Annotated in this window: 24 protein-coding genes; 14 read left to right on the top strand and 10 right to left on the bottom strand. The window is 26.7% G+C overall.

All coding sequences use genetic code 11. The features are described from left to right. Positions 1-3: 3 nt before the first annotated feature. Entirely contained in the window at positions 4-867 is an 864-nt protein-coding gene (locus tag I4V63_RS06675) for a ComEC/Rec2 family competence protein (RefSeq protein WP_196000519.1), read from the bottom strand. A 177-nt stretch (positions 868-1,044) separates the two neighbouring features. Between I4V63_RS06675 and I4V63_RS06670 the strand changes: the two genes are divergently transcribed. Next, positions 1,045-2,787, top strand: a complete 1,743-nt coding sequence (locus I4V63_RS06670) for a phosphoenolpyruvate carboxykinase (RefSeq protein WP_196000518.1) — start codon at positions 1,045-1,047, stop codon at positions 2,785-2,787. Between the two features lie 101 nt (positions 2,788-2,888). On the opposite strand, the gene I4V63_RS06665 is transcribed toward I4V63_RS06670, so the two are convergent. Together I4V63_RS06665 and I4V63_RS06660 are read right to left on the bottom strand one after the other, a co-directional pair. Further along, positions 2,889-3,092, bottom strand: coding sequence for a DUF378 domain-containing protein (locus I4V63_RS06665; protein ID WP_196000517.1), 204 nt, complete (start codon positions 3,090-3,092; stop codon positions 2,889-2,891). A gap of 91 nt (positions 3,093-3,183) precedes the next feature. Continuing rightward, positions 3,184-3,651 (bottom strand): Lrp/AsnC ligand binding domain-containing protein, encoded by a 468-nt coding sequence (locus I4V63_RS06660; protein WP_196000516.1) that lies wholly within the window; start codon positions 3,649-3,651, stop codon positions 3,184-3,186. 205 nt (positions 3,652-3,856) lie between these two features. Between I4V63_RS06660 and I4V63_RS06655 the strand changes: the two genes are divergently transcribed. Beyond that, entirely contained in the window at positions 3,857-4,213 is a 357-nt protein-coding gene (locus tag I4V63_RS06655) for a hypothetical protein (protein WP_196000515.1), read from the top strand. Positions 4,214-4,245: 32 nt separating this feature from the next. Here I4V63_RS06655 and I4V63_RS06650 read toward each other — a convergent pair whose 3' ends face one another. Further along, positions 4,246-5,274 (bottom strand): CehA/McbA family metallohydrolase, encoded by a 1,029-nt coding sequence (locus I4V63_RS06650; RefSeq protein ID WP_196000514.1) that lies wholly within the window; start codon positions 5,272-5,274, stop codon positions 4,246-4,248. A gap of 133 nt (positions 5,275-5,407) precedes the next feature. On the opposite strand from I4V63_RS06650, the gene I4V63_RS06645 reads away from it, so the two are divergent. The 4 genes from I4V63_RS06645 (at position 5,408) to I4V63_RS06630 (ending at position 9,933) form a co-directional block, all read left to right on the top strand. Next, a complete protein-coding gene (locus I4V63_RS06645; RefSeq protein ID WP_196000513.1) occupies positions 5,408-5,911 on the top strand; it encodes a gamma carbonic anhydrase family protein in 504 nt (167 codons plus the stop codon). An 8-nt stretch (positions 5,912-5,919) separates the two neighbouring features. After that, a complete protein-coding gene (locus I4V63_RS06640) occupies positions 5,920-6,759 on the top strand; it encodes a S1-like domain-containing RNA-binding protein (protein WP_196000512.1) in 840 nt (279 codons plus the stop codon). Between the two features lie 581 nt (positions 6,760-7,340). Next, positions 7,341-8,642: an ectonucleotide pyrophosphatase/phosphodiesterase gene (locus I4V63_RS06635; protein ID WP_196000511.1), complete on the top strand. Its 1,302-nt coding sequence runs from the start codon at positions 7,341-7,343 to the stop codon at positions 8,640-8,642. A gap of 10 nt (positions 8,643-8,652) precedes the next feature. Next, positions 8,653-9,933 (top strand): MFS transporter, encoded by a 1,281-nt coding sequence (locus I4V63_RS06630; RefSeq protein WP_196000510.1) that lies wholly within the window; start codon positions 8,653-8,655, stop codon positions 9,931-9,933. Between the two features lie 145 nt (positions 9,934-10,078). On the opposite strand, the gene I4V63_RS06625 is transcribed toward I4V63_RS06630, so the two are convergent. From I4V63_RS06625 to I4V63_RS06615, 3 genes are all read right to left on the bottom strand, one after another. After that, on the bottom strand, positions 10,079-10,807 hold the full coding sequence (locus I4V63_RS06625; protein WP_196000509.1) for an HAD family hydrolase: 729 nt from the start codon (positions 10,805-10,807) through the stop codon (positions 10,079-10,081). Positions 10,808-11,119: 312 nt separating this feature from the next. Further along, entirely contained in the window at positions 11,120-11,632 is a 513-nt protein-coding gene (locus I4V63_RS06620) for a restriction endonuclease (protein WP_196000508.1), read from the bottom strand. Then, a complete protein-coding gene (locus I4V63_RS06615) occupies positions 11,610-12,206 on the bottom strand; it encodes a restriction endonuclease (RefSeq protein ID WP_196000507.1) in 597 nt (198 codons plus the stop codon). Before I4V63_RS06615 ends, I4V63_RS06620 begins: the two co-directional genes overlap by 23 nt. Positions 12,207-12,374: 168 nt before the next feature. Between I4V63_RS06615 and I4V63_RS06610 the strand changes: the two genes are divergently transcribed. The 6 genes from I4V63_RS06610 (at position 12,375) to I4V63_RS06585 (ending at position 16,973) form a co-directional block, all read left to right on the top strand. Next, the gene (locus tag I4V63_RS06610; RefSeq protein ID WP_196000506.1) at positions 12,375-12,749 is read left to right on the top strand and encodes a DNA mismatch repair protein MutT; all 375 of its coding nucleotides are present in this window, start codon (positions 12,375-12,377) and stop codon (positions 12,747-12,749) included. Between the two features lie 48 nt (positions 12,750-12,797). Beyond that, entirely contained in the window at positions 12,798-13,022 is a 225-nt protein-coding gene (locus I4V63_RS06605) for a hypothetical protein (RefSeq protein ID WP_196000505.1), read from the top strand. Positions 13,023-13,153: 131 nt separating this feature from the next. Then, positions 13,154-14,863, top strand: a complete 1,710-nt coding sequence (locus I4V63_RS06600; RefSeq protein WP_196000504.1) for an ABC transporter ATP-binding protein — start codon at positions 13,154-13,156, stop codon at positions 14,861-14,863. A 140-nt stretch (positions 14,864-15,003) separates the two neighbouring features. Next, positions 15,004-15,318, top strand: a complete 315-nt coding sequence (trxA, locus tag I4V63_RS06595) for a thioredoxin (protein WP_196000503.1) — start codon at positions 15,004-15,006, stop codon at positions 15,316-15,318. A 15-nt stretch (positions 15,319-15,333) separates the two neighbouring features. Further along, entirely contained in the window at positions 15,334-16,197 is an 864-nt protein-coding gene (locus tag I4V63_RS06590; RefSeq protein WP_196000502.1) for an NAD(P)/FAD-dependent oxidoreductase, read from the top strand. Between the two features lie 125 nt (positions 16,198-16,322). Continuing rightward, positions 16,323-16,973, top strand: coding sequence for a deoxynucleoside kinase (locus tag I4V63_RS06585; protein WP_196000501.1), 651 nt, complete (start codon positions 16,323-16,325; stop codon positions 16,971-16,973). A 45-nt stretch (positions 16,974-17,018) separates the two neighbouring features. Here the strand turns inward: I4V63_RS06585 and I4V63_RS06580 are convergent, their stop codons facing one another. Continuing rightward, positions 17,019-18,926 carry an NAD(+) synthase gene (locus I4V63_RS06580; RefSeq protein WP_196000500.1) on the bottom strand — a complete coding sequence of 636 codons (1,908 nt, stop codon included), beginning with the start codon at positions 18,924-18,926 and terminating at the stop codon, positions 17,019-17,021. A gap of 327 nt (positions 18,927-19,253) precedes the next feature. On the opposite strand from I4V63_RS06580, the gene I4V63_RS06575 reads away from it, so the two are divergent. Continuing rightward, entirely contained in the window at positions 19,254-19,682 is a 429-nt protein-coding gene (locus I4V63_RS06575) for an NfeD family protein (RefSeq protein WP_196000499.1), read from the top strand. 1 nt (position 19,683) lies between these two features. After that, a complete protein-coding gene (locus tag I4V63_RS06570) occupies positions 19,684-20,625 on the top strand; it encodes an SPFH domain-containing protein (RefSeq protein WP_196000498.1) in 942 nt (313 codons plus the stop codon). Positions 20,626-20,755: 130 nt separating this feature from the next. Here I4V63_RS06570 and I4V63_RS06565 read toward each other — a convergent pair whose 3' ends face one another. Together I4V63_RS06565 and I4V63_RS06560 are read right to left on the bottom strand one after the other, a co-directional pair. Next, positions 20,756-22,933 carry a UvrD-helicase domain-containing protein gene (locus I4V63_RS06565; protein ID WP_196000497.1) on the bottom strand — a complete coding sequence of 726 codons (2,178 nt, stop codon included), beginning with the start codon at positions 22,931-22,933 and terminating at the stop codon, positions 20,756-20,758. Between the two features lie 284 nt (positions 22,934-23,217). Then, positions 23,218-23,859 carry an undecaprenyl diphosphate synthase family protein gene (locus I4V63_RS06560; RefSeq protein ID WP_196000496.1) on the bottom strand — a complete coding sequence of 214 codons (642 nt, stop codon included), beginning with the start codon at positions 23,857-23,859 and terminating at the stop codon, positions 23,218-23,220. Between the last annotated feature and the right edge of the window lie 59 nt (positions 23,860-23,918).

Raw genomic sequence — 23,918 nt, 5'->3', positions numbered from 1 at the left:
AAATTACTTTTTTAAGGAGTCAATAGATATAGTATTACCATTTGAAGTAACTATTATTGTACCATTTAAATCTGTTCTGTAAGTTTTAATATTCATTAAGTTAAGATTTAATAAAGTATCCAAACTAGGATGACCATATTTATTATTTTCACCTACAGAAATTATTGCAAAGGATGGATTAACTTCATGTAAAAAGTTATAAGAAGTAGAAGTTTTAGAACCATGATGGCCTATTTTGATAATATCAGATTTTAAGTTTACATTATCAGAGAGAAGTTGATTTTCTGTATAAGCTTCTGAATCTCCTGTGAATAAAAAGGAATTATTATGAAATGTTATTTTAATAACTGGAGAATAATCATTATAATTTTCACTAATCATATTTCCTAAGGGAGAAAAAATTTCTATATTAGTATTTTCACCAAGGTCTATATCACTTTCACCTTTTTTTAAAACATTAATTTTTAAAGATTTATCTACTAATGCATTTACCATATTTTCAAAGCAAATAGAGGTATGAGTTACTTTAGGAGCATAAAATTTATCAGTATTAAATCTTTTTATAATTGTGTCCATATTGCCTATGTGGTCTTCGTGAGGATGTGTTGCAATAATGTAATCAAACTTTTTTATATTTAATTTACTTAAATAATCTAATAAATCATTTCTACTACTAGCGGGACCAGAATCAATCAATAGATTTTTTTCATTAACTTGAATTAATATGCAATCACCTTGACCAACATCTATATAATGAATAAGTATTTCATTATTTGAACATGATTTTGAGGATAGTTGAAAATAATTAAGAGAACAAATAATAAGAACTAGAAATAAATTTAAAATAAGTAATTTGCGCTTTTTCATTAAATTTCTCCAATAAAAAATATATTTGTTATTAATTATTGCCTAAAAAATAGAATTAATAACAGAGTTCATAAATAATTAAAAGTTTGAAGAATGGAATTTATGGTATTATATGTTATAATTGTATAATATATAAAATTGTTGGTAAAAATAAGAAAAATGATTAGGGGGAGAACTATGAAAAAAGAATTTTCAATAAGCAATGATAAGGTATTGATGAATTTCTCAGCTAGATATTGTAATAATTTTGAAAGCTTATTAGAGAGTGAAGGATTTAGAAGAGTTTTAAGTGTATATTTAAAAAAGGCAGAAAAGAAAAGAACATTATCTTACAGATATTTAATAAATTCATTAAATACTACGGATTTACCAAGAATAAGAGAGGATATCACTCAAGTATTTAAGTGGTTAACAATAATGGATGTAAAAGAAATAGTAGAGTTCAATCCAAAATATGAAGGTCTATTGGGGAATAAAGAAGAATTCATTAATGTAATTGAAGATTTTTATTTGTTTTGGAGAAGGTTAGAAAGATATACGATAATACAAAATGATAAAATTAGTCAAGGTCTTGCTGCTATGAATTTTACTGAAGCAAATTCATCTTTTGAAAAGCTAATATTAAAGTTTTACAGAAAAATTGAGCAAAATGTATTAGGAAGATATCCCTTAGTATTTAGACAAATTACAGTCGGTGGAAATTGTAGTATTATGATTAATAAATTATTATGGCCAATACCAAGGGGATATGAGATTTTAGAGGATATAAATTTTATTGATTGTATTTTACTTGAGCCACCATTTATTACTTATCCAAAGAAAAATACTAGAAATGGAATGTTTACAGAAGTACAAGAAAATCCATTAAAGTATACACATATAAATAAGGAACATTGGTTCTGTTGTCCTATTAAAGTAGGAGAATTAATAGCTTATGTTTATTTTCATAGAGATTATATGAATCATGGAATTACATTATGTAATTTATTCGAAATGGTAACTAGAGAAGAGTGTAGAGGTAGAAGACCAGATATTGTATATGTATTTGGCATAAATGATGGGGAAGAATTAAAAACTGTTTTTTATGATGATAATCAAAATAATATTATGTTAGGTTATGTTAATTATTCTGAAGAAATAGATTATTTTGGATATATGAAAAAAATGATTTTGACATTGCATAATTTAATAATGATTAAAAGAGGAAATTTACCTATCCATGGTGCTATGGTTAATATACAAATGAAAAATGGAAATCATGCAAATGTTGTAATCATGGGGGATAGTGGAGCAGGTAAATCGGAAAGTCTAGAAGCATTTAGAACAATGAGTGAAGAATATATAAGTAATATGACTGTTATTTTTGATGATATGGGAACATTTAAGGAAATTAATGGTGATATTTATGGATATGGTACTGAAATAGGAGCATTTGTTAGATTGGATGATTTAGCTCAAGGATATGCATTTAAAGAAATAGATAGAAGTATATTTATGAATCCAGATAAAATTAATGCAAGATTAGTAATGCCAGTTTCACCTTATAGTGAAATAGTGAAAGGATATAAAGTTGATTTATTCTTATACGCTAATAATTTTACCGATGTTTCAGAAGGAGAAAAATCCATAGATTATTTTGACAATGTAGAAGAGGCTATAAAACTATTTAAATCAGGACCAAGAATGGCTAAAGGAACAACAACTGAAGAAGGGCTTGTACAAAGCTATTTTGCAAATCCATTTGGACCAGCACAAAAGCAAGATGAAACTGATATATTGATAGATAAGTATTTTAATACTATGTTTAATGGTAGTGTAAAAGTTGGGCAAATAAAGACTTGCTTAGGTATTAAAGGAAGAGAACAACAAGGGCCAAGGGATGCAGCACTTGACTTATTCGAAATAATTAAAAATTTATAAGGAAATATATTGATTGTCATATGATTTAAAAAAGAACTGGATTATATTAATTTCTGAATATAATCCAGTTCTTTTTTTCTTTATTAAATATAGTAATTAATTCATTTTTTTATAAACCTATCTTTAGCAAAAAATGAAATAGAATATAATCCACAGATTCCTATTATTGAATAAATTATTCTACTAAACATAGTCATATCACCAAAAATAGCTGCTACAAGATCGAATTCGAAGAAACCTAATAATCCCCAATTAACAGCTCCAATTATAACGAGAGAAAGTACTATACTATCTAAAATTTTCAAAAAAACAACTCCTTTAGTTTTAATAACATAGTTATTTTTTCCAAAGAAGCTGTATATATGCATGAGAATATTGTATTAAGTTAAAATATTATTAAATAGAAATATTTCTATCAATAGGTTGATTTAAAGAAATGATAGTATCAGTTCTTTGAATTCCTGAAATTACATTAATCTTATTTAATAATATGTCTTGAAGATCACTTATATTTTTACAAATAACTTTAGCAAATACTGAATAATCTCCTGTTGTTAAATGTAATTCTACAACTTCTTTAATCTTAGACATTTCGTCAAAAACTTCAGAGAATGATGATGTTTTATCTACATAAATACCAACAAAACAACAAACATCATATCCAAGCTTAGGAAGATTTAAAAGAATTTTTGTACCTTTTATTATTCCAAGTTCCTCCATTTTTTTCATACGAACATGAATAGTTCCACCACTTACGTGACATAATCTGGCGATTTCTAAATATGGTGTTCTACAATCTTTTATTAATATATCTAAAATTTGAAGATCTAAGTCATCAAGTTGATAGGCTTGGTTTAAACCCATAATAACACCCCTTTATTAAATTTATAATATCTTTAATATATTTTATCAAATTTTACATAAAAAATGAAGCGTAAAAGTAATATTATTATAAAAAAGAATAATATTATTAATAAATTATAAATATATGGAAATAAAAGCGTCTTGAAAATATGTAAATTTGACAGTAATATATATAGTAGAAAGATAATAGGAAGGAGAACGATTAATGGGGAATTTTTTAGGAACATTATTATATTTTTTAGTTTTATTAGCTATAGTATTTGGTGTAATGTTTTTAGGTAGAAAATATGTATTTTCTAAAGTTAGAATAAATAAATATATACCACTAGGAATTGCAATAGCAGTATTTATTTTACAAATATTTATGCCTGTTATTTTAGGGAAAAATATTGTATGGGTATCATTTTTATTAACAATATTAACAGTTATTTTCTTTTTATGGTTTATGGATATTGTTACAACTGGTGGACCAAAGCAAAAAGAGAAAAAGATAGAAATAAGACCAAAAGCTAAGCCAAATAGAGTTAAGCATTTGAATAATGCACAAAATAATAAGAAATAATAAAAGCGCCATTTAAAGGCGCTTTATTATTTTTAAATATGATTAACATTTAAATGATTAATAAAGATAGGTGAGCTTACAGCAGTTTTATTGTCTTCTTGTAAGACTTTTATTACATACCAAGTTTCTTTTGGAGAATTTTGGTGTTCATAAATATATTTTATACTATTTAAATTTATATCATCTACCTTTTTTATTATAGTACCTCCGTTTGAAAGAATTTGTATTTCTTTAATTTTATATCGAATATCTTCAGTGAAAATAGAAAACTTTATTTTAGGTGAGGATATTGATATGGTTTCTCCCATAAATGTTTCATCAATTGTGAAATTAAGTTTTAAAAATCTTGATTCAGTAGAATATGTTCTATGGCTTCTAAAAGCATCAATTAATGAATTCTTTGATAAATCATTTGCAATATATGCTGTAAGATAATCTGCTTGATCAAAATTAATTCTATGATTATCCTGTCCATTAATAGCACCTAATTTCCAACCGTCATCAAGTAATTGGTAATAGTATTTTTCATGTTTTGTATATTTGCTTGCGGGATTACCATTATATACTTCTATAGATGTTATTATTTTATTAAAGAATTCACTATATCTAAGTTTTCCAACTTCCTTATGTGGATGATTGATTATTATAAAAGCTTGATTGTTATTTAACATCCATAATGTTAATAGTCTTAGGTCTTTTATACTACCTGTAAAATAATTAGAAGGATTTATTATATTAAAATCACCATAAGGAATGGTTTTACATTCAAATCCAACAATAGGAAGAAAATAATCCTCGCTTTTTTTAATTTTATTAGCATAGTAATTCGTAGCATTCCATCTTGTTAAAGTATTATCCTTTACGGAGGTTTTGTTTGATAGAAAATCATTATGGTCAGTTACAAATAGGAAGTCTAATTTACATTTGATTGCAAATTGATATAAATCTAATGGTGTACCCTTCCCAGTTGAATAGCTTGAATGGCAGTGAGGAATGCCATAATAATATTTTAATTTATTTTGATCAAAATTAACTTTGTTTTTATGTTTACTTTTACCCACAAATTCGCCTCAAAAATTATTACTTACTTATATATAGTATTATATACATTAAAATAATGACAATAATTATAAAGGGTGATAAAATAAAGTGAAACTTTATGGTAAATTTCAAAGATAAGGGAGTTTGAATAATATGATTATTGATTTTGAAGGAGTTACTCCTAGAATAAATGAAAATACATACATTTCTGAAAATGTTGATATAATAGGAAAAGTTAATATTGAAGAAAATGTTAATATATGGTTTGGGACTAGGCTTAGAGGTGATATGAATAATATTGTTATTGGTGAAAATACTAATATTCAAGAAAATTCAGTAGTACATGTAGATGTGAACTCACCATGTATTATAGGAAAGAATGTAACAATAGGTCATGGAACAATTATTCATGGATGTAATATAGCTGATAATGTACTTGTAGGAATGGGGTCAATAATATTAAATAATGCTAAAATTGGAAAGAATACTATTATAGGAGCAGGGAGCTTAGTTACTCAAGGAAAAGATTTTCCAGATGGTGTTCTTATCTTAGGAAATCCAGCAAAGGTTATAAGACAATTAACAGAAGCAGAAGTTGAAAGTATCCAACGCTCTGCTGATAATTATGTTAGTTTAAGTAAAAAATATAAAAAATAGGAGGATATATGTTAAGAATAGGTGAATACAATACGTTAATAGTAGATAGAGAAAAGGACTTTGGTTTTTATTTAATTGATAAACAAAGCAAGGAAGATGTTTTACTTCCAAAGTCTTTAGCAGAAGGAATGGGGGTAGAAGTTGGTAAAGAAGTTACTGTATTTATATATAGAGATTCTAAAGATAGACCAATAGCTACTTTTAAAAAGCCTTTAGCAACAGTAGGAGATGTAGCATACTTAAAAGTAGTACATCAAGGGGAATTTGGTGCATTTATTGATTTTGGATTAGATAGAGATATATTTGTACCTTTAAAAGAGCAAAGATATAAATTACATACAGGAAAAAAATATTTATTTTACATATATGTAGATAAAACTGGAAGACTTGCAGCTACAACAGAAGTTGAACCTTATATTGAAGTTGCAGAAGAAGGAACATTTAAAGTTGGAGATGAAGTTACTGCAATGGTATTTTCAAAGACTCCATCAGGAACTTTAAATGTTGCAATTGATGCAAAGTATAGAGGACTAGTTTTACCTAATGAGTATTATGATGAAGTACATCCTGGATATGAAATGAAATTAAGAGTTAAAAGACTTTATGAAGATGGAGTAATTGGATTAACTCCAAGAAAGACTAGATTAAGTGAAAGAGATGAACTTCAAGAAAAGATAGTTGCATATATGAGAAAGAATGGTGGATTTATGGAATTTAATGATAAATCAAATCCAGATGATATAAGGGTAACTTTTGGAACTAGTAAGAATTACTTTAAGATGGCTTTAGGTGGCCTTATGAAGGCTGGAAAGCTTACTCAAGATAAAGAAGGAAGCAGACTTATTTAGTGACAAGTTTCAAGTAATATGTAGTACATTTAGTTTAAGTAATAAAGGTTATAAGCAAATTTGAAATATTTAAGTTTGCGTTCTTAAGGAGAGCACTGTAAATACAGTGCTCTTTTTGATATTGAATATAAGATATTTTTGATACGTAACAATTTGGCAATAAGTAAATTATATTATGTAAAAAATATAAGGTATTATTAAAGTATAAAGTTAATTGAAGTATCTAATGAAATTTATGAGATAACAGAAAAAATAAAAGATAATTTATTTGATCCATTTGTTAAGCATAGTAATGATATTGTTCTGCAGAAGGAATGAATAACAAGCTCTGGTTTAATATTATATATTTTTAATAAACTAGCTGAAGATAATAATTTTAAATTAGAATATGCAATAGAGGAAAATATAATAAGCTTTAAATTAATAATCTCTAAAAGCAATTAATTGTTGTTTTTAGGGATTATTTTTTATATATAAAAAAAGTGAGAATAATACTTGTAAAGGAAAAAATTTACAAATAATTAACTTTATAATAAAATGAATATAACAATAATGAAGTAGATTTATATTAGGAGGGCATAATGGGAAATAGGTATGTAATTGTTATATCTTTTGATGCAGTATCAAAAGAAGATTTAGATTTTTTAAGTAAGCTGCCAAATTTCTCAAAATTAATAAAGGAGGGATCATTAATTAAAAATGTGGAAAGTATATATCCATCTTTAACATATCCAGCGCATGCAACAATAGTAACTGGTAAGTATCCTAAGAATCATGGGGTCATAAATAATACGGTCTTAGATTTTAAAAGTTATAATCCGGATTGGTATTGGTACAGAAAATATATCAAGGGTGATACAATTTTTGATTTAGCAGAACAAAATGGGATGAGGACTTGTTCTATTTTATGGCCTGTAACTGGAAGAAGTAAAATTACTTATAATATGCCAGAGATATGCTGTACTAAAAAATATGATAATCAAGCAATAAAGTCAGCTTTAGCAGGAAGTATATTTTATCAGTTAGATATGAATAAAAGGTTTGGATACTTAAGAAGAGGAATAGACCAACCGTATTTAGATAATTTTGCAATGGAAGTTGCAAAGAAAACAATTAGAGAATTAAAACCTAATTTATTATTACTTCATTTAGTAGATGTTGATAGTCAAAAACATAAGTATGGTGTTAAAAGTCAACAAACCATTGAAGCATTGAGACGACATGATGATAGGTTAGGAGAAATAGTTGAAGTATTAAAAGTTACTGGAATATATAATGATTCAACAATAATTGCTCTAGGAGATCATAGTCAAATAGATGTTAGCAGTGTAATTAGATTAAATTCAATATTAGTGGAAAATAATCTTATAGAAGTAAAAAAGAATAAAGTTAAAAGTTATAAGGCTATAGCAAAAAGTTGTGATGGTAGTAGTTATATTTATTTAAATAATAAAAATGATAAAGATACTATAAATAAATTAAAAGAAATATTAAATGATTTAAAAAATCAAAAAGATAGTCCTATAGAAGAAATTTATAGTAATGACTCAATAAGTAATTTGGGAGGAGATAGAAATGCTATTTTTATGGTTGAAGCTAGAGAGGGTTATTATTTTATAGATGATTTATTTGGTGAAATTATTGAAGAATTAAGTGAGGACAAGTCTTTTAAGATAAAACATAAAATAATGGCATCACATGGATATTTACCTACTAAGGATAATTATAAAACATTTTTTATTGCTTCAGGTAAAGGAATAAAAAGTGGAGTAGTATTAGAAAATGGAAAGTTGATAAATCATGGACCAACAATTGCTAAAATTTTGGGCATTGATTTAAAAGATGCAGATGGTATGGCAGAAGAAAAAATATTAGATATTTAGGGGGAAGAGAATGAGTAAAGTAAACAAAGAGGAAAAAAGCTGGATTTTATATGACTGGGCAAACTCGGCATATTCTATGACAATTACATCTACAATATTACCAATTTATTTTAAATTAGTAGCAGAACAAGGTGGAATGAGTTCTGCAACATCTACAGCATTATGGGGTTATACTATATCAATAGGAACCTTTATTGTAGCAATGATTGCACCAATATTGGGTAATATAGCTGATTATAAAGGAAATAAAAAGAAATTATTTAATTTGTTTTTTATCATTGGATTAATATCAACAGTATTTTTAGTTTTTGTACCAGAAAATAACCCAATTGCTTTATTAGTTGTTTATACATTAAGTACGGTAGGATTTTGTGGTGCAAATGTATTTTATGATGCTTTTTTAGTTGATGTTACAACTGAAGATAGGATGGATTATGTATCATCTATGGGATATGGTATGGGGTATATAGGAAGCACTATTCCTTTTATAATTTGTATAGTTGTAGTTTTGTTATCTCAAAGTGGTTTAATTAATATAAGTCTAACATTTGCGTGTAAAATTACATTTTTAATAACAGCAATATGGTGGTGTGTTTTTACAATACCACTAGTTAAGAATGTTAATCAAAAATATTATGTGGAAAAACAAAATCATATTATAAAAAATTCATTTAAAGATTTAGGAAGTACTTTAAAGAAGATAAAAAAAGATAAAGCAGTATTGTTATTTTTAATTGCATACTTTTTCTATATAGATGGTGTTCATACTATAATTAGTATGGCAACATCATATGGTACAGATTTAGGGATATCGATGATTTCCTTGCTAATAATACTATTACTAACACAATTTGTGGCATTTCCATTTACAATTATTTATGGGAAGTTATCAGAAAGATTTGGTGGTAAAAAGCTAATAATGGCAGGAATAATAACTTACGCTCTTATTTGCTGCTATGGATATTTTATTAAAACTGTAGTTGATTTTTGGATATTAGCAATGCTTGTTGGATCAGCTCAAGGAGGCATACAAGCTATATCAAGGTCATATTTTGCAAAGCTTGTACCAAAAGAGAAATCAGCAGAGTATTTTGGGTTTTATAGTATATTTGGTAAGTTTGCAGCTGTATTAGGACCATTCTTAGTAGCAATAGTTACACAAATAACAGGAAAAACAAATAATGGAATAATAAGCTTAATAGTTTTATTTATTATAGGTGGTATTGTAATGATGAAGGTACCAGATATTAAGGAAAGCAATAAATTAATAACTACAAATGAAAGTGTGTAAAACTAAATATTGTTCAGCATTATAGGATGAAAAATAAATAGATTATCTCCAGTAATATTATAATTCCAAGAGATAATCTATTTGTTTTCTCTTTATAGCTAGAATTACTTATCGAAAACAAATTTAATTTATTGTAAGTTAATATTTATTTGTTTGCATTGCCAAGAATAAGTTTGGATATTTTGGATATGTCCATATTCATGATGGAATAGGTGCTTGTAATAGGCCCGTCAATTTCTGGTGAAAGATTAGAATGTAGGTAAAGTGAATTTAGTCCTGCATTAGTTGCACCCTCAATATCGCAAATGTAATCATTTCCGATCATGATACTATCTTTAATGTCTAAATTATGCTTTTTAATTAATGCATTATAAAAATTTATATCGGGTTTGCAAATTTCATAATCTGCAGAAAATAAAATGTCATCAAAATATTTTTCAATTCCTAGCATTTTCATTTCTGCCAAAGTAAAAATTCTTTGTGCATTAGAAAGCAAATAGATATTTTTACCCTTCGATTTTAGTAGTTCTAATAACTCGATTACACCATCATATAATTTAATATATTTTATAGATAAAGTTCTAAATAAATGAGCAGTATCAGCAACAAGATCATTAGAAGGATTAATTCCCTTAAGTTTATATAAGTTACTGAAAATAGTATCAAGGGGTGTATCTGGATAATTAGTATTAGTATAGCTTTGTAGTTTAGTTTGTATCATATTGCTATATGATGTTTGTAATTCTTCAGCTGTATATAAAGCGCCTTTGAATGAATAGAATAATGAAAGCTTGTACCAAAATTCTTTGCTAGATTCATCTGTATTAATATCTACTAGTGTTCCATATAAATCGAAAATATAATTTGAATACATGTTAAATAATCTCCTTAATAAAAAAATATTAATATATTTATTATAACATTATGTTATTAAGTATTAATATTGTATTTTTTTACAAAAAAATAATTTGTAAATTAAATTAATGTGAAATTTTATGAAGAATATAAGTAAGAAAAGCATATGGAGATTAAAAGTGAATTATAATTGAAAAGTATAGATTATATTAGTAATTTCATTGATAGGTGTAGTTATAACATTTATAAGAAAAAAATAAAATGAAGAGGGATGTTCATTAAAAATGACACATCCCTTATATAATTAAAAGGAAAATGAGATAGCTAAAAATTAATTAGGATTAAGAATATATTCAGTATAAGGAATATCTAAATCTTTAGAACTTATAATGCTAATATTATATGGTTTTTCTATTTGATTTAAAATAGATTTAGCTTCATCAGATACAGTTACTGTCGTTATTATTATTCCATTATTTATATTATCACCAATCATTGCACCTAACAGTTTCTCAATTTGAAAGGCAGTAATAGAATTAGAAAGTGAATATCTTTTACATTCAACATAAAATTTTTCACTATCTTTTTCGCAAATTATATCTTTTCCACCATCAGGGCCTAAAGGAAGAACAACTATATTATTAAAGCCTTTATTTGATAAATATTCACTGCACCAAATTTCAAATTCATGAGGGGTAAGCCTATGAACTAAGTTATACAGTAAGTCACTTCTTTTAAATTCTTTATAAGCTTTATAATAAATAGTAATATTTTTAATTAGCTTACCTATTAAAGGTGAAAATAGAATTATTATAAAATAACTATATATTGTATTTAACTTCATTCATTAAACCCTCCTTAATAATATAATATTTATGATTTCTTATTGATTTTGTTAGTTCATATCCATCAATAAGTTTAATTTCTAATCCTTTGTTTTGATCATTAAGATTATTAACAAATTCTATAGCAGGGACTGAAAAAGTACTATTAGTAATAATAATTCCTTTTTTGCAATCATTAAGAACCATTCGAGCTAAAAAGCTTTGCACATCAGGTCTTCCAGTTAATTCCCAGTTATCTTCATCTTTTGGGGTTTCTCCTATTAAATCATTTTGAATGCAACTAATAAAGATATTAGTATTATTTAGAGAACATTTAAAATTACTATTATCATTACTATCAGGTAGAGCTACTATTTCTTTACAACCTAATATATCAAGATATATATTTATGATTTTAAGAAAAGTATCATAGTTGTTTTTTTGTATATCTTTTATTGATAATAGTCCGAGCTCAATTTGTCTTTTAATTGCTTTATTATTTAAGTTAATTGTAGCTTTTTCTATATAAGATATTAAGAATTTTAAAGCAAAAAAAGATAATACAATAAGTGGTAAATATCTAAAATATCCCAAAAAAATCACCTCTTCTTAAGTATTAACAATTTTTGGCGAGATATTCACATGAAAATAAATTTATTAATATCAAAAAATTGTATTATTTTAAAGAATAGGGTATAATTATTAATATTAATTAATATATAAAATTGAAAAGTGTAGAAAAAAGTTCTGATGGAGGTACATATGGGGAAAGTAGTAAGATGCTCAATTGTTATTTATGATGATTTTGGTAATGTGTTAGTTGCCGAAAGAGGAAAGAAGAATGAAAGAACATGGGGGATATTCGGTAAAGAACTTAAAGGTAAAGAAACAGATGAAAAGTGTATTAATAAAGCAGTAGATAAGGATTTAAAATGTACAATTTTCGATTTAAAGCCATTTAAAGATTATACACTTGAAAATAATAATATATTAAGGGTGTTTACAGGAACAGTTAGAGAATATATTACTTGTCATAAAACTATAAGCAGTACAAAGTGGATATCTAAAAATAAATTAAATGATTATAATTTCAATGAAGAAGAAATGAAGATATTACAAGATTTCTTTATGGATTAATTTAATATAAAACAAAATATGAGCAATAATAAAAAAAGAGGGAAATAAATGCTTTACAGAATAATAATAAAAAAAGAAACAGATAAATATTTCGTAGGTAAATCTTATGATAATAAAAGGTATAAAATATTAAAAAATGAAAATATCAAAAGCCTAAAAGTAGGGTTAGATTATCATTTATATGCCAAGAAAGAAGAAAAAATGTTTGCTACAGTATTAATTCCTATTTCAGATGATGAGGCTGGAGTTATTGATGTTCATGGAGAAAAATAACATATAATTTATATTAAAGGACAAGAGGATATTTATCTTGTCCTTATTTTATGTTATAAAAAGTAAATAATAAAACACACTTATATAAGGTGTAAAATAAATTTAAAATTTGATAGGAGGACACTGAAATAATGATAAAAAAATTTATTTCATATTATAAGCCGTATAAAAAATTATTCATATTGGATTTAATAGTAGCAACTATCGCAACGATATGTAGCTTGGTATATCCAATGATGACAAGAGTATTGATAAATGAAACTATACCTAATAAAGAAGTTAAAGTAATAGGTATATTTGCAATAGTTTTAATGTTACTGTATTTAATAAAGGCAGGGTGTTGTTATTTCATGCAGTATTTTGGACACCTTGTAGGTGTAGGAATGCAAGCAGATATGAGAAGAGATATGTTTAATCATCTTGAAGAATTACCTAATTATTATTTTGACAATAATAGAACCGGAGATTTAATGAGTAGAATGATTAATGACCTTATGGAGATATCAGAATTAGCACATCATGGGCCAGAAGACTTGTTTATTTCCGTAGTAATGTTTTTAGGTTCATTTATAATTTTATCAACGATTAATATACCACTTACAATATTAGTTTTTGCATTTGTTCCATTTATAGTTATATTTACATTAAAGAAAAGGAAAAAGATGAATGATTGCTTTATGGAAACTAGAGTTCATACATCTAATATAAATTCAACTTTAGAAAACTCTATAGCTGGAATTAGAATTTCAAAAGCTTTTGTAGCACATGAATATGAAAAAGAAAAGTTCAATAAAGGTAATGACAAATTTAGAGAGGTTAGAAGAAAAGCATATAAGGTAATGGCAGAGTACTTTGCAGGAGTTAATTTTGGAGTAGATATATTAGACTATGTTGTACTAATTGCAGGTGGTATTTTTACATATTATGGAGTGATAAACTTAGGGGATTTTCTAGCATATATGCTTTATGTAAAATTATTTACTGATCCAATTAAGAAGTTAATTAATTTTGTTGAACAGTATCAAAATGGTATGACTGGATTTAAGAGATTCATGGAAATAATGGATGTTGAAAAAGAAAAGGAAAATCCAAATGCAGTTGAAATTAATAATGTAGGAGGTAATATAAAATTTGAAAATGTAAGTTTTAGTTATGAAAATGAAAGTGTACTAAACGATATTAATTTATCTATAGAAAGTGGAAAAATGATTGCATTAGTTGGTCCATCAGGTAGTGGGAAGACTACTTTTTGTAGCTTAATACCAAGATTTTATGATGTAGATAAAGGAAATATAAAAATTGACGGTAAAAGTATATATGATATTAAACTTAATTCCTTAAGAAAAAATATTGGAATAGTACAACAAGATGTGTTTTTATATACAGGAACAATAAAAGAAAATATTAGATATGGTAATCAAAATGCAACTGATGAGGAAGTAATTGAAGCTGCTAAAAAAGCTAATATACATGAGTTCATCATGGAACTAAAGGATGGATATAATACATATATTGGAGAAAGGGGAGTTAAATTATCTGGAGGACAAAAGCAAAGAATATCTATTGCAAGAGTATTTTTGAAGAATCCACCAATATTAATACTAGATGAAGCAACATCGGCTTTAGATAATGTAACAGAGTATTTAATTCAAAAATCTTTAGAAGAGTTATGTAAAAATAGGACAACTATTGTTGTAGCTCATAGATTATCGACAATTAAAAATGCTGATGAGATAATAGTATTAACAGATAAGGGGATTGAAGAAAGAGGAAGTCATGATGAACTTATAGAAAAGGGCGGTATTTATGAAAATTTAAATAGATACTCAATGGTTAAATAGAGATTTATTTTATAGAATTATAATAAAAAAGTAGGGTAAACTATCATTAAGGATAAAATTATTGACTAATAATAATTATCGCTGTAAAATAAAACAAATAATATTAATATCCCCCTAAGGGGGGAGTAGGAGGAAATATAATGGTTAAGCATTTAAAAGAAAATGAATTTAATACAGAAGTAGTTGATTTTGATGGAGTTAGTATAGTAGATTTCTGGGCTGAATGGTGTGGTCCTTGTAAAATGATAGGACCTATCTTTGAAGAAGTAGCAGGAGAGTTAACAAATGCTAAATTTACAAAGGTTAATGTTGATGAATGTCCAAACTTAGCTGGTAAGTACAGAGTTGCAAGCATACCAACAATAATGGTATTTAAAAATGGAGCACCTGTTGATACTTTAGTTGGATTTATGCCAAAGAATCAATTAAAAGAAGCTGTTAAAAAGCATATTTAGAGGGAAGAGGTTACTATGGAGAGATATGATATAGCCATAGTAGGTAGTGGTCCAGCAGGATTATCTGCAGCTCTTAATGCCAAAATAAGAAATAAAAAGTTTATTATTTTTGGGAATAAGGAATTAAGTCATAAATTAAGCAAAGCTCCTAAGATTAATAATTACTTAGGTTTTTATGGAGTAAATGGAGCTGATGTTAAGGATAAATTTCTTGAGCATATAGATAAGATGGGGATTGAAATTACAGAGGAAAGGGTTAATAATATATATGCCATGGGCGATTACTTTGCTTTAATGGTTAATGAGAAAATGTATGAGGCTACAACTGTAATTTTAGCTACTGGTATGGAATATACTAAACCAATAAAAGGTGAAGAGGAATTAATAGGCAAAGGTGTAGGTTATTGTGCTACATGCGATGCACCTCTTTATAAAGGAAAAACTGTAACAATAATAGGATATAATAAAGAAGCAGAAGAAGAAACTAATTATGTTAGTGAACTTGCTGGAAAAGTTTATTATATACCAATGTATAAAGGTGAAACTAGTTTAAATGAAAATATAGAAGTAGTTACTAAAAAACCATTAGAAATAGTTGGAGAAGCAAAAGTTTCTGCAGTTAAATTGGATGATGGTGAATTAGAAACTGATGGAGTATTTATATTAAAGGATAGTATATCACCTGGTCAGTTAGTACCAGGACTAGAAATAGTAGATGGACATATTTGTGTTGATAGAGAAATGAAATGCAATATTCCAGGATGTTTTGCAGCAGGAGATTGTGTTGGAAAACCATATCAATATATTAAATCTGCTGGAGAAGGTAATATAGCAGCATTAAGTGCAGTTAAATATATTGATACTTTAAAAATTAAGTAAATCTAAGAAGGCATATTAATACTTTGTATTTGTATGCCTTTTTATTCTGTCAAGTCTTGAATTGAAAGTAAATACAAGTTATCATTAATTAGCACTAAGGATGAATAATAAAGGATAGGTGAAGTATGTTGTTAGTAGTCGGTGGAATGATAGGTTTAGGCAAAAGTTCAGTAGCAAAAATTCTAGGAGAGCATTTTCAATCAGATGTTTTTTATGAATCTGTTGATGATAATCCACTTTTGCCATTATTTTATAGTGAGTCTGAAGAAGAGATACAAAGAAAAAGATATCCTTTCTTATTACAATTATATTTCTTAAATACTAGATTTAAAAGTATAAAGGAAGCGTTAGTTAATGATAATAATGTATTAGATAGATCAATATATGAAGATTGGTATTTTGCTAAGAAGAATATGGAGCTTGGAAGAATATCAGAATTAGAAATGGAGATATATGAAAATTTATTAAATAATATGATGGAAGAACTACAATCACTTCCAAAGAAGGCACCAGATATAATGATTTATCTAAAGGGGTCATTTGAAACAGTTATGAATAGAATTAACTTAAGAGGAAGAGATTTTGAAGTTGATGATAGTTTAAAAGAATATTATCATTTCTTATGGAAGGATTATGACAATTGGGTAAATAATCATTATAAAGCATCTGAAGTATTAATAATTGATATGAATGTTATGGATGTTGTAAATTGTGAAGATGATAAGCTTAAGTTAATACAAATGGTAGAAGAAAAATTAAAAGAAGTAAGAAAATAAGTAAGCAAGGAAATTTATATTTAAGTATAAATTTCCTTGTTTTTTTTATTTTATAAAGGAATTAAATGAAGCATCAGATGGCATTCTCCAGTCACCACGAGGACTTAAAGAAATTGAACCAACTTTAGGGCCATCAGGTAATGCACTTCTCTTAAATTGTTGAGTAAAGAATCTATAAATAAATTTATCAAGCCATTTATTAATTTCTTCTTCAGAGTAATCATCCTTAAATGCTGCTTTAGCAAGAAGTTCAATTCTTTCTTTTGAAGATCCATGTTTAATAAAGTGATATAAGAAGAAGTCATGAAGCTCATATGGACCAACGATATCTTCAGTTTTTTGAACGATATCTCCTTTTTCACCTTTTGGTAAAAGTTCAGGACTAACAGGAGTATCTAAAATATCTAATAAAGTATGAGAAACTTCTTCAGTAGATTCTTTTTCTGCTACATACTTAACTAAATATCTAACAAGAGTCTTTGGAATAGAAGGATTAACAGCATACATACTCATATGATCACCATTATAAGTACACCATCCAAGGGCTAACTCAGAAAGATCACCAGTTCCTATTAATAATCCACCTTCCTTATTTGCTAAATCCATTAATATTTGAGTTCTTTCTCTTGCTTGAACATTTTCATAAGTTACATCATGTATATCTTTATCATGACCAATATCTTTAAAGTGTTGAAGAGCAGCTTCAACAATATTTATTTCTCTTAAATCTGTACCTAATTCTCTACAAAGAGTTAATGCATTATTATATGTTCTATCAGTAGTACCAAATCCAGGCATAGTGATAGTTACAATATTTTTATTATCAATTCCTAGTAATTTAAATGTTTTAACTATAACTAATAAAGCTAAAGTTGAATCAAGTCCACCAGAGATTCCTATTACTGCTTTTTTTAGATTAGTGTGTTCTAAACGCTTTGCAAGGGCTGATGATTGAATGTTAAATATTTCTTTACATCTTTCTTCTCTCTCATGTTCATTAGATGGAACAAATGGATGTTTATCTACATATCTATCAAAATCTTTAATTTCTGTATTTTTAAAATTGAAGTTAATATTTTTAGCTTTAAAAGGTACAATTTTAGATGCATCTCTATAGCTTAAATTTTTTAACCTTTCAGCATTCAATTTAAATACATCAATACAAGAAGTTATAACTTCATTTTCTCTTTGGAATCTATTATTTTCTTTTAATATAGAACCATTTTCACTTATTATTAGATGACCACTAAATAATAAGTCGGTTGTAGATTCATGCACACCAGCTGAAGAGTAAATATAAGATGACATACATCTAGCACTTTGATTAGAAATTAATGAAAGTCTATACTCTTTTTTACTTACCAATTCATTTGAGGCTGAAAGATTACCTATAATATTAGCGCCTAAAAGTGAAAGATAAGAACTAGGAGGTATTGTTACCCAAAGGTCTTCACAAATTTCTATACCAAACTTATAATCTCCAGCAGTAAATAACAAGTTTGTACCTAGTGGTATATTATTCTGGAAAGGTAGATCTACAGTTTCATCAATTAACATTGCAGCAGATGTAAACCATCTTTTTTCATAAAATTCGCTATAGTTTGGAATATATGATTTAGGAACTATTCCAAGAATCTTTCCTTCAAAAATAATGAATGCTGCATTGTAAAGGACATTGTTATGAAGAAGCGGACATCCAACAGCGATTAACATATCCTTGTTAATACTATTTTCACAAACTAACTTAATTCCTTCTATAGATTTATTTATTAATGTAGAAGTTAAAAATAAATCAGCACAAGTATAAGAAGTAATAGATAGTTCAGGGAAAACTAAAAATTTAACATCTTTATTATAAGCATCATTAATACATGAGCATATATTTTCAACATTAAAAATAACATCTGCAACTTTAGTTTTAGGACATGCAGATCCTACTTTTATAAAATTCATAATATCATCTCCAATACTTTATATAATTTTAGTATTGTATTAGTAGTCTAATAAAATACATATAAATAAATAATAAAAGGAAAACCTTAGAAAATCAAATTATTTAAGAGATAGTTAAATTTAAACGTTTTAAGGGATAATAAATAACTCATAAAGCGATAAAAAATAACTTGCAAAAAGATTTATAATATATTACAATGAGTTTGTAGTTAAGACTTAACTATTTGGAAGAATTAATACAAAAGAAGAATAATATAGTATATAATTAAAATATTATTAAAATATTATTAATGATTTAATAATAGAATAAAGAAAGGGGGAGAAATTATGGTTGAGGTAATTATTTGGATTCTTGTTGCAGTATTTTTAATTGCTATTGATGTTATTACGAGTAGTTTCATATTTATGTGGTTTTCCTTAGGAGCTTTAGTTGCAATAATACTTTCATTATTAGAAGTTGCTGTTGTGTGGCAAGTTATAGCGTTTTTAGTTGTTGGAGTTGTGACTGTTTCAATTGGTTATCCTTGGGCAAAAAAGAAATTCAAGGCTGATGTTAATCATGTACCAACGATGGAACAAACCTATATAGGTAGAACAATGATTGCAGAAGAAGATATGGGGGAGACATCAAAGATAAAAGTAAGTGGTATTTATTGGACTGCTTATAATAAAGGGAAAATAATAAGAAAAGGTCAAGAATATACAATTACAGGACTTGAAGGTAATAAGTTAATTGTAAGTTTGAAGGAGGAATAATATGTCAGGATTAATATTTTTAGTAGCATTACTAGTAATCATTTTCTTAGTGCTATTATCATCAATTAAAGTTGTAAACACAGGTTATTTATATGTAGTAGAAAGATTAGGACAATTCCATAAAATTTTAGAACCAGGGTGGCATTTTGTAATTCCAGGTGTAGACTTTGTAAGAAAAAAAGTATCAACTAAGCAACAAATTTTAGATGTACCACCACAATCAGTTATCACTAAAGATAATGTTAAAATTTCAGTTGATAACGTTATTTTCTATAAGATGCTTAATGCAAAAGATGCAGTATATAATATTGAAGATTATAAATCAGGTATAGTTTATTCAGCTACAACAAACATAAGAAATATACTAGGTAATATGACATTGGATGAAGTTCTTGCAGGAAGAGACAGTATAAACCAACAATTACTTGGTATTATTGATGAAGTTACTGATGCTTATGGTATAAAAGTACTATCAGTTGAAATTAAGAACATAATTCCACCAGCTGAAATACAACAAGCTATGGAAAAGCAAATGAAAGCTGAAAGAGATAAGAGAGCTACTATATTAGTAGCTGAAGGTCAAAGACAATCTCAAATAGAAAAAGCTGAAGGTGAAAAGAGAGCTAAGATTCTTGAAGCTGAAGCAGAAAAAGAAGCTAATATTAGAAGAGCTGAAGGTTTAAAAGAATCTCAACTTTTAGAAGCTGAAGGTAAGGCTAAGGCTATAGAACAAATAGCTATAGCAGAAGCAGAAGCTATTAGAAAAGTAAACGAAGCTATTATTGAATCAGGAACTAATGAAACAGTTATAGCACTTAAACAAGTTGAAGCACTTAAAGAGATGTCTAAAAATCCAGCTAATAAGCTTATCTTACCAAATGAAACTTTATCATCACTTGGTAGCATAGCAGCTATTGGAGAAATGCTTAAAAAAGATAATTAATATTAAAAAAAGCATCGTATCAATTGATACGATGCTTTTATGTTATATATAATTAAAGATGCTTAAGAAAGGTTTTAAAATAAATATTTAAGGGTAACTCATTTATATGAGAGATCACTTTAAATATGAATTAATTATCAGTTAAAGTGTAAAGACTATTATCTTGAGGTAATATATTTTCTAATGAAGTATTAGCATATATGTGCAATTCATGCAATGCTCTTGTACATGCTGTATAGAATAAATGCTTATCTTCAATTGATAGATAACTTTCACCATCAGCTAAAATAACCCCATCAAACTCTAATCCTTTTGCAATATATGAAGATATTACATTAATACCAATCTTGAATTCGCATTTATCACTAATTATTAAATTTATATCATCATCTAGTTCTTTTAAAGAAGAATAAAGTTTTTCACTATTTTCTTTGTTTTTACAAATAATAGCTATAGATTTATAACCTTTATCTTTCATTTCATTTATCTTAGTAGAAATTCTTTCTTCTAAGTTATTATCAATAATATGAATAGTTGGATTATCACCAATTCTATCAACAGCTTCTATAGGTTCGTGGGTTTCTAAAATATCCTTAGTAAAATTAGTTATATTACCTGTTGAACGATAGCTTTTAGTTAGAACTACTGTTTTAACATCATTAAACACATCAGTTATACTATTTCTACTTTTTACATTAGAATGTTTATCAATTCTTTGATTTAAATCACCCATAATTGTTAGTGAAGCATTTGGGAAAGATCTTTTAACTATTTCGTAGAATAATGGACTATAGTCTTGAGCTTCATCTACTAAAACATGTTTCATATTTCCATAACTTCTGAAACCTTCTAATGAAGATCTTATATAAATTATAGGAGTAATATCTTCAAACTTTACTTCGTTATTATTTAAATAATTTAAAGTTAAATTTTTTGTATTCTTTAAATCAATATTTGTATAATTTTCAATGTTGCTCCAAAGAGATTTGTAAATAGCAACACTATCAAGTGTTTTAATCATAGCATCAACTTGTAAATCAACTTGTGCTTTACAAAAATCATAGAATGTTTTTTTATCTTCAACATAATCAAAATGAGAATTATCTTTTGAAGATAAATATTTATTTTCTACTTGAGAAAATAAACTTTGTTTAACAACATCAATTCTATTTAAGAAAGGAATATCCTTAAATCTCTCAAATATAGTTTTTTCTACTGACTTTTTGCTTACTATTTGTACGCCTTCAATTGTAATTGGAGTCACATTAGTAATAAGTCTTGGAATATCTAATATGAATTTATTTAAAGTATCCATAAAGTCTAACGTATTTTTATATTCCATAGATTTAGTTCTTAATTTGAATGTATCTAAATCAGTATGGTTAGAGTAAATATAATCTAAATGGTCATTTTTACTTTCGTATAAATAATTTGATGGTAAGAATCTCTTTGAAAAAATTTCAAATGTAGTTTGACGTATATTACTTTCGCCAAGTTCAGGTAATACATCTGAAATATATTCTGCAAAAACTTCATTTGGACTGAAGATTAAAATATTATCAGCGCTAAGATTTTTTCTATGTTTGTATAATAGGTAAGCAGATCTATGTAATGCTATAGATGTTTTACCAGAACCAGCAGCACCTTGAATGAATAATATTTTACTATCATCACTTCTTATAATGTCATTTTGTTCCTTTTGAATAGAAGCAACTATATTTTTCATTTTATCAGTAGCATTTCCACTTAGCATTGATGTTAAAGCCTCATCACATAAGCTTTCGTTTGAGTTATGCATAAAGACTATTTGACCATTTTTAATATTATATTGTCTAGTAAATTCTATATGGCCTTCTATTCTTCTAACTGGAGCATCGTAGTATGCAGGACCAGCTTCGAAGTCATAAAACATATTAGCAACAGGAGAACGCCAGTCGAATACAAAAATATCAAAATTATCTTCATCTTCTACAGTAGATAATCCTATATAAAAGCTTTCAGTATCTTCACCATTTTCTTTAAAATCAATTCTAGCAAAATAAGGATTAGCTAGTTGTTTTTCTAATGTTCTAATTCTTGATACTTTCTTAGCATGTAATTGTTCATTTAATGCAACCTGTCCACAGTTTTCATTTATTTCAATTTCATCTAATTCATTTCTATTATCCCATAAAAACTTTCTATGCTTTATTATTTCTTTATCTTGTTCTTCACTTGAAACACCATAACTATTAAGTAAATCAGTAATTTTTCCTATTGTTTTATTTAAGTATTTATTTTCATCTTGTAGTTCTTTTCCGATAATCATTTAATCTCTCCTTAAAATAATGGTCATTAAATTTTAATAGTTTCTAATAGTGTATGTCAAGTGATGAATTTAAATTAATACTTGAATAAAATGAAGTTTTAAGGGAAAAATATTAGTGACCTTTTAGGTTACGTAGGATTGTGTCGCAAGAAATATCTTGTGGCACTTTTTTATTCTTATTTTTTGTAATTACTTGATAAAAAGTTAAAGTAAGAATTCATCGTTTAAATTATTATTTGTTATATTATTTATAGTTCTATTAAATCACATCTTTGAATTAAGGCTTAACCTCCTAATGTAATGTCTTGAGTTGAATACCACTCTAGTGCATCGTATATATGCTGAACTTTAAAATCAGGCCAATAATCATCAACTACATAAAAGTCAGAATAAACTGATTGTATAGGTAAAAAGCCACTTAATCTTCTTCGTCCGCCCCACCTAATAATAAGATCAATTCTAGAAATATCTTTTGAATGTAATACTAAATCTAAATTATTTCTTTTAGTATGTGTCTGTCTAGATAAGTTTAAATCCCATTCCCAACCATAATTAACTAAAAAATTTACTTTAACTCCACCTTTTCCAAAAGTCCTTCTTGTTGTAAAAGGTAATAATTCAGGGGGGAAGCAAGGAGATTCTGTATTCCCAATAACCAATAATTCTGCATTTTCGTGAGAGAGTAACTTTACAGCATCTATGCAAGCCTTTATAAATGCATCTTTTTGAACAGTAGGTCTTTTGGTATTATCAGTAGTAAATCCATAGTAAGTTATTTCTTTTATACCTAAGTTTTCACATAACTTAAATAGTAAAAGTCCAGGATTAATGCCTATGTTATACCCCTTTTCTTTTGAAAGACCATTATTTTCAGCCCAACGTCTATTACCATCAGGAATAACACCAATGTGTTTAGGAAGTCTCATAAAATCACTCCTTAAATTATATTTATAGTCTAATTTATCCTATATAGTATTTCTAATTT

Origin of the sequence: Clostridium sp. 1001271B_151109_B4 (assembly GCF_015670405.1) — a bacterium.
GTDB lineage: Bacteria > Bacillota > Clostridia > Clostridiales > Clostridiaceae > Clostridium.
The sequence above is the reverse complement of the archived record's forward strand: the minus strand, read 5'-3'. Positions and strand labels throughout refer to the sequence as shown.

Bases quoted from the DNA above. Each gene is read 5' to 3' on its own strand.
- I4V63_RS06565 (WP_196000497.1), bottom strand. From the start codon at position 22,933: ATGATTATCGGAAAAGAACTACAAGATGAAAATAAATACTTAAATAAA.
- I4V63_RS06590 (WP_196000502.1), top strand. From the start codon at position 15,334: ATGGAGAGATATGATATAGCCATAGTAGGTAGTGGTCCAGCAGGATTA.
- I4V63_RS06570 (WP_196000498.1), top strand. From the start codon at position 19,684: ATGTCAGGATTAATATTTTTAGTAGCATTACTAGTAATCATTTTCTTA.
- I4V63_RS06675 (WP_196000519.1), bottom strand. From the start codon at position 867: ATGAAAAAGCGCAAATTACTTATTTTAAATTTATTTCTAGTTCTTATT.
- trxA (WP_196000503.1), top strand. From the start codon at position 15,004: ATGGTTAAGCATTTAAAAGAAAATGAATTTAATACAGAAGTAGTTGAT.
- I4V63_RS06560 (WP_196000496.1), bottom strand. From the start codon at position 23,859: ATGAGACTTCCTAAACACATTGGTGTTATTCCTGATGGTAATAGACGT.
- I4V63_RS06655 (WP_196000515.1), top strand. From the start codon at position 3,857: ATGGGGAATTTTTTAGGAACATTATTATATTTTTTAGTTTTATTAGCT.
- I4V63_RS06625 (WP_196000509.1), bottom strand. From the start codon at position 10,807: ATGTATTCAAATTATATTTTCGATTTATATGGAACACTAGTAGATATT.
- I4V63_RS06645 (WP_196000513.1), top strand. From the start codon at position 5,408: ATGATTATTGATTTTGAAGGAGTTACTCCTAGAATAAATGAAAATACA.
- I4V63_RS06620 (WP_196000508.1), bottom strand. From the start codon at position 11,632: ATGAAGTTAAATACAATATATAGTTATTTTATAATAATTCTATTTTCA.
- I4V63_RS06670 (WP_196000518.1), top strand. From the start codon at position 1,045: ATGAAAAAAGAATTTTCAATAAGCAATGATAAGGTATTGATGAATTTC.
- I4V63_RS06635 (WP_196000511.1), top strand. From the start codon at position 7,341: ATGGGAAATAGGTATGTAATTGTTATATCTTTTGATGCAGTATCAAAA.
- I4V63_RS06585 (WP_196000501.1), top strand. From the start codon at position 16,323: ATGTTGTTAGTAGTCGGTGGAATGATAGGTTTAGGCAAAAGTTCAGTA.
- I4V63_RS06580 (WP_196000500.1), bottom strand. From the start codon at position 18,926: ATGAATTTTATAAAAGTAGGATCTGCATGTCCTAAAACTAAAGTTGCA.
- I4V63_RS06640 (WP_196000512.1), top strand. From the start codon at position 5,920: ATGTTAAGAATAGGTGAATACAATACGTTAATAGTAGATAGAGAAAAG.
- I4V63_RS06660 (WP_196000516.1), bottom strand. From the start codon at position 3,651: ATGGGTTTAAACCAAGCCTATCAACTTGATGACTTAGATCTTCAAATT.
- I4V63_RS06600 (WP_196000504.1), top strand. From the start codon at position 13,154: ATGATAAAAAAATTTATTTCATATTATAAGCCGTATAAAAAATTATTC.
- I4V63_RS06605 (WP_196000505.1), top strand. From the start codon at position 12,798: ATGCTTTACAGAATAATAATAAAAAAAGAAACAGATAAATATTTCGTA.
- I4V63_RS06575 (WP_196000499.1), top strand. From the start codon at position 19,254: ATGGTTGAGGTAATTATTTGGATTCTTGTTGCAGTATTTTTAATTGCT.
- I4V63_RS06630 (WP_196000510.1), top strand. From the start codon at position 8,653: ATGAGTAAAGTAAACAAAGAGGAAAAAAGCTGGATTTTATATGACTGG.
- I4V63_RS06610 (WP_196000506.1), top strand. From the start codon at position 12,375: ATGGGGAAAGTAGTAAGATGCTCAATTGTTATTTATGATGATTTTGGT.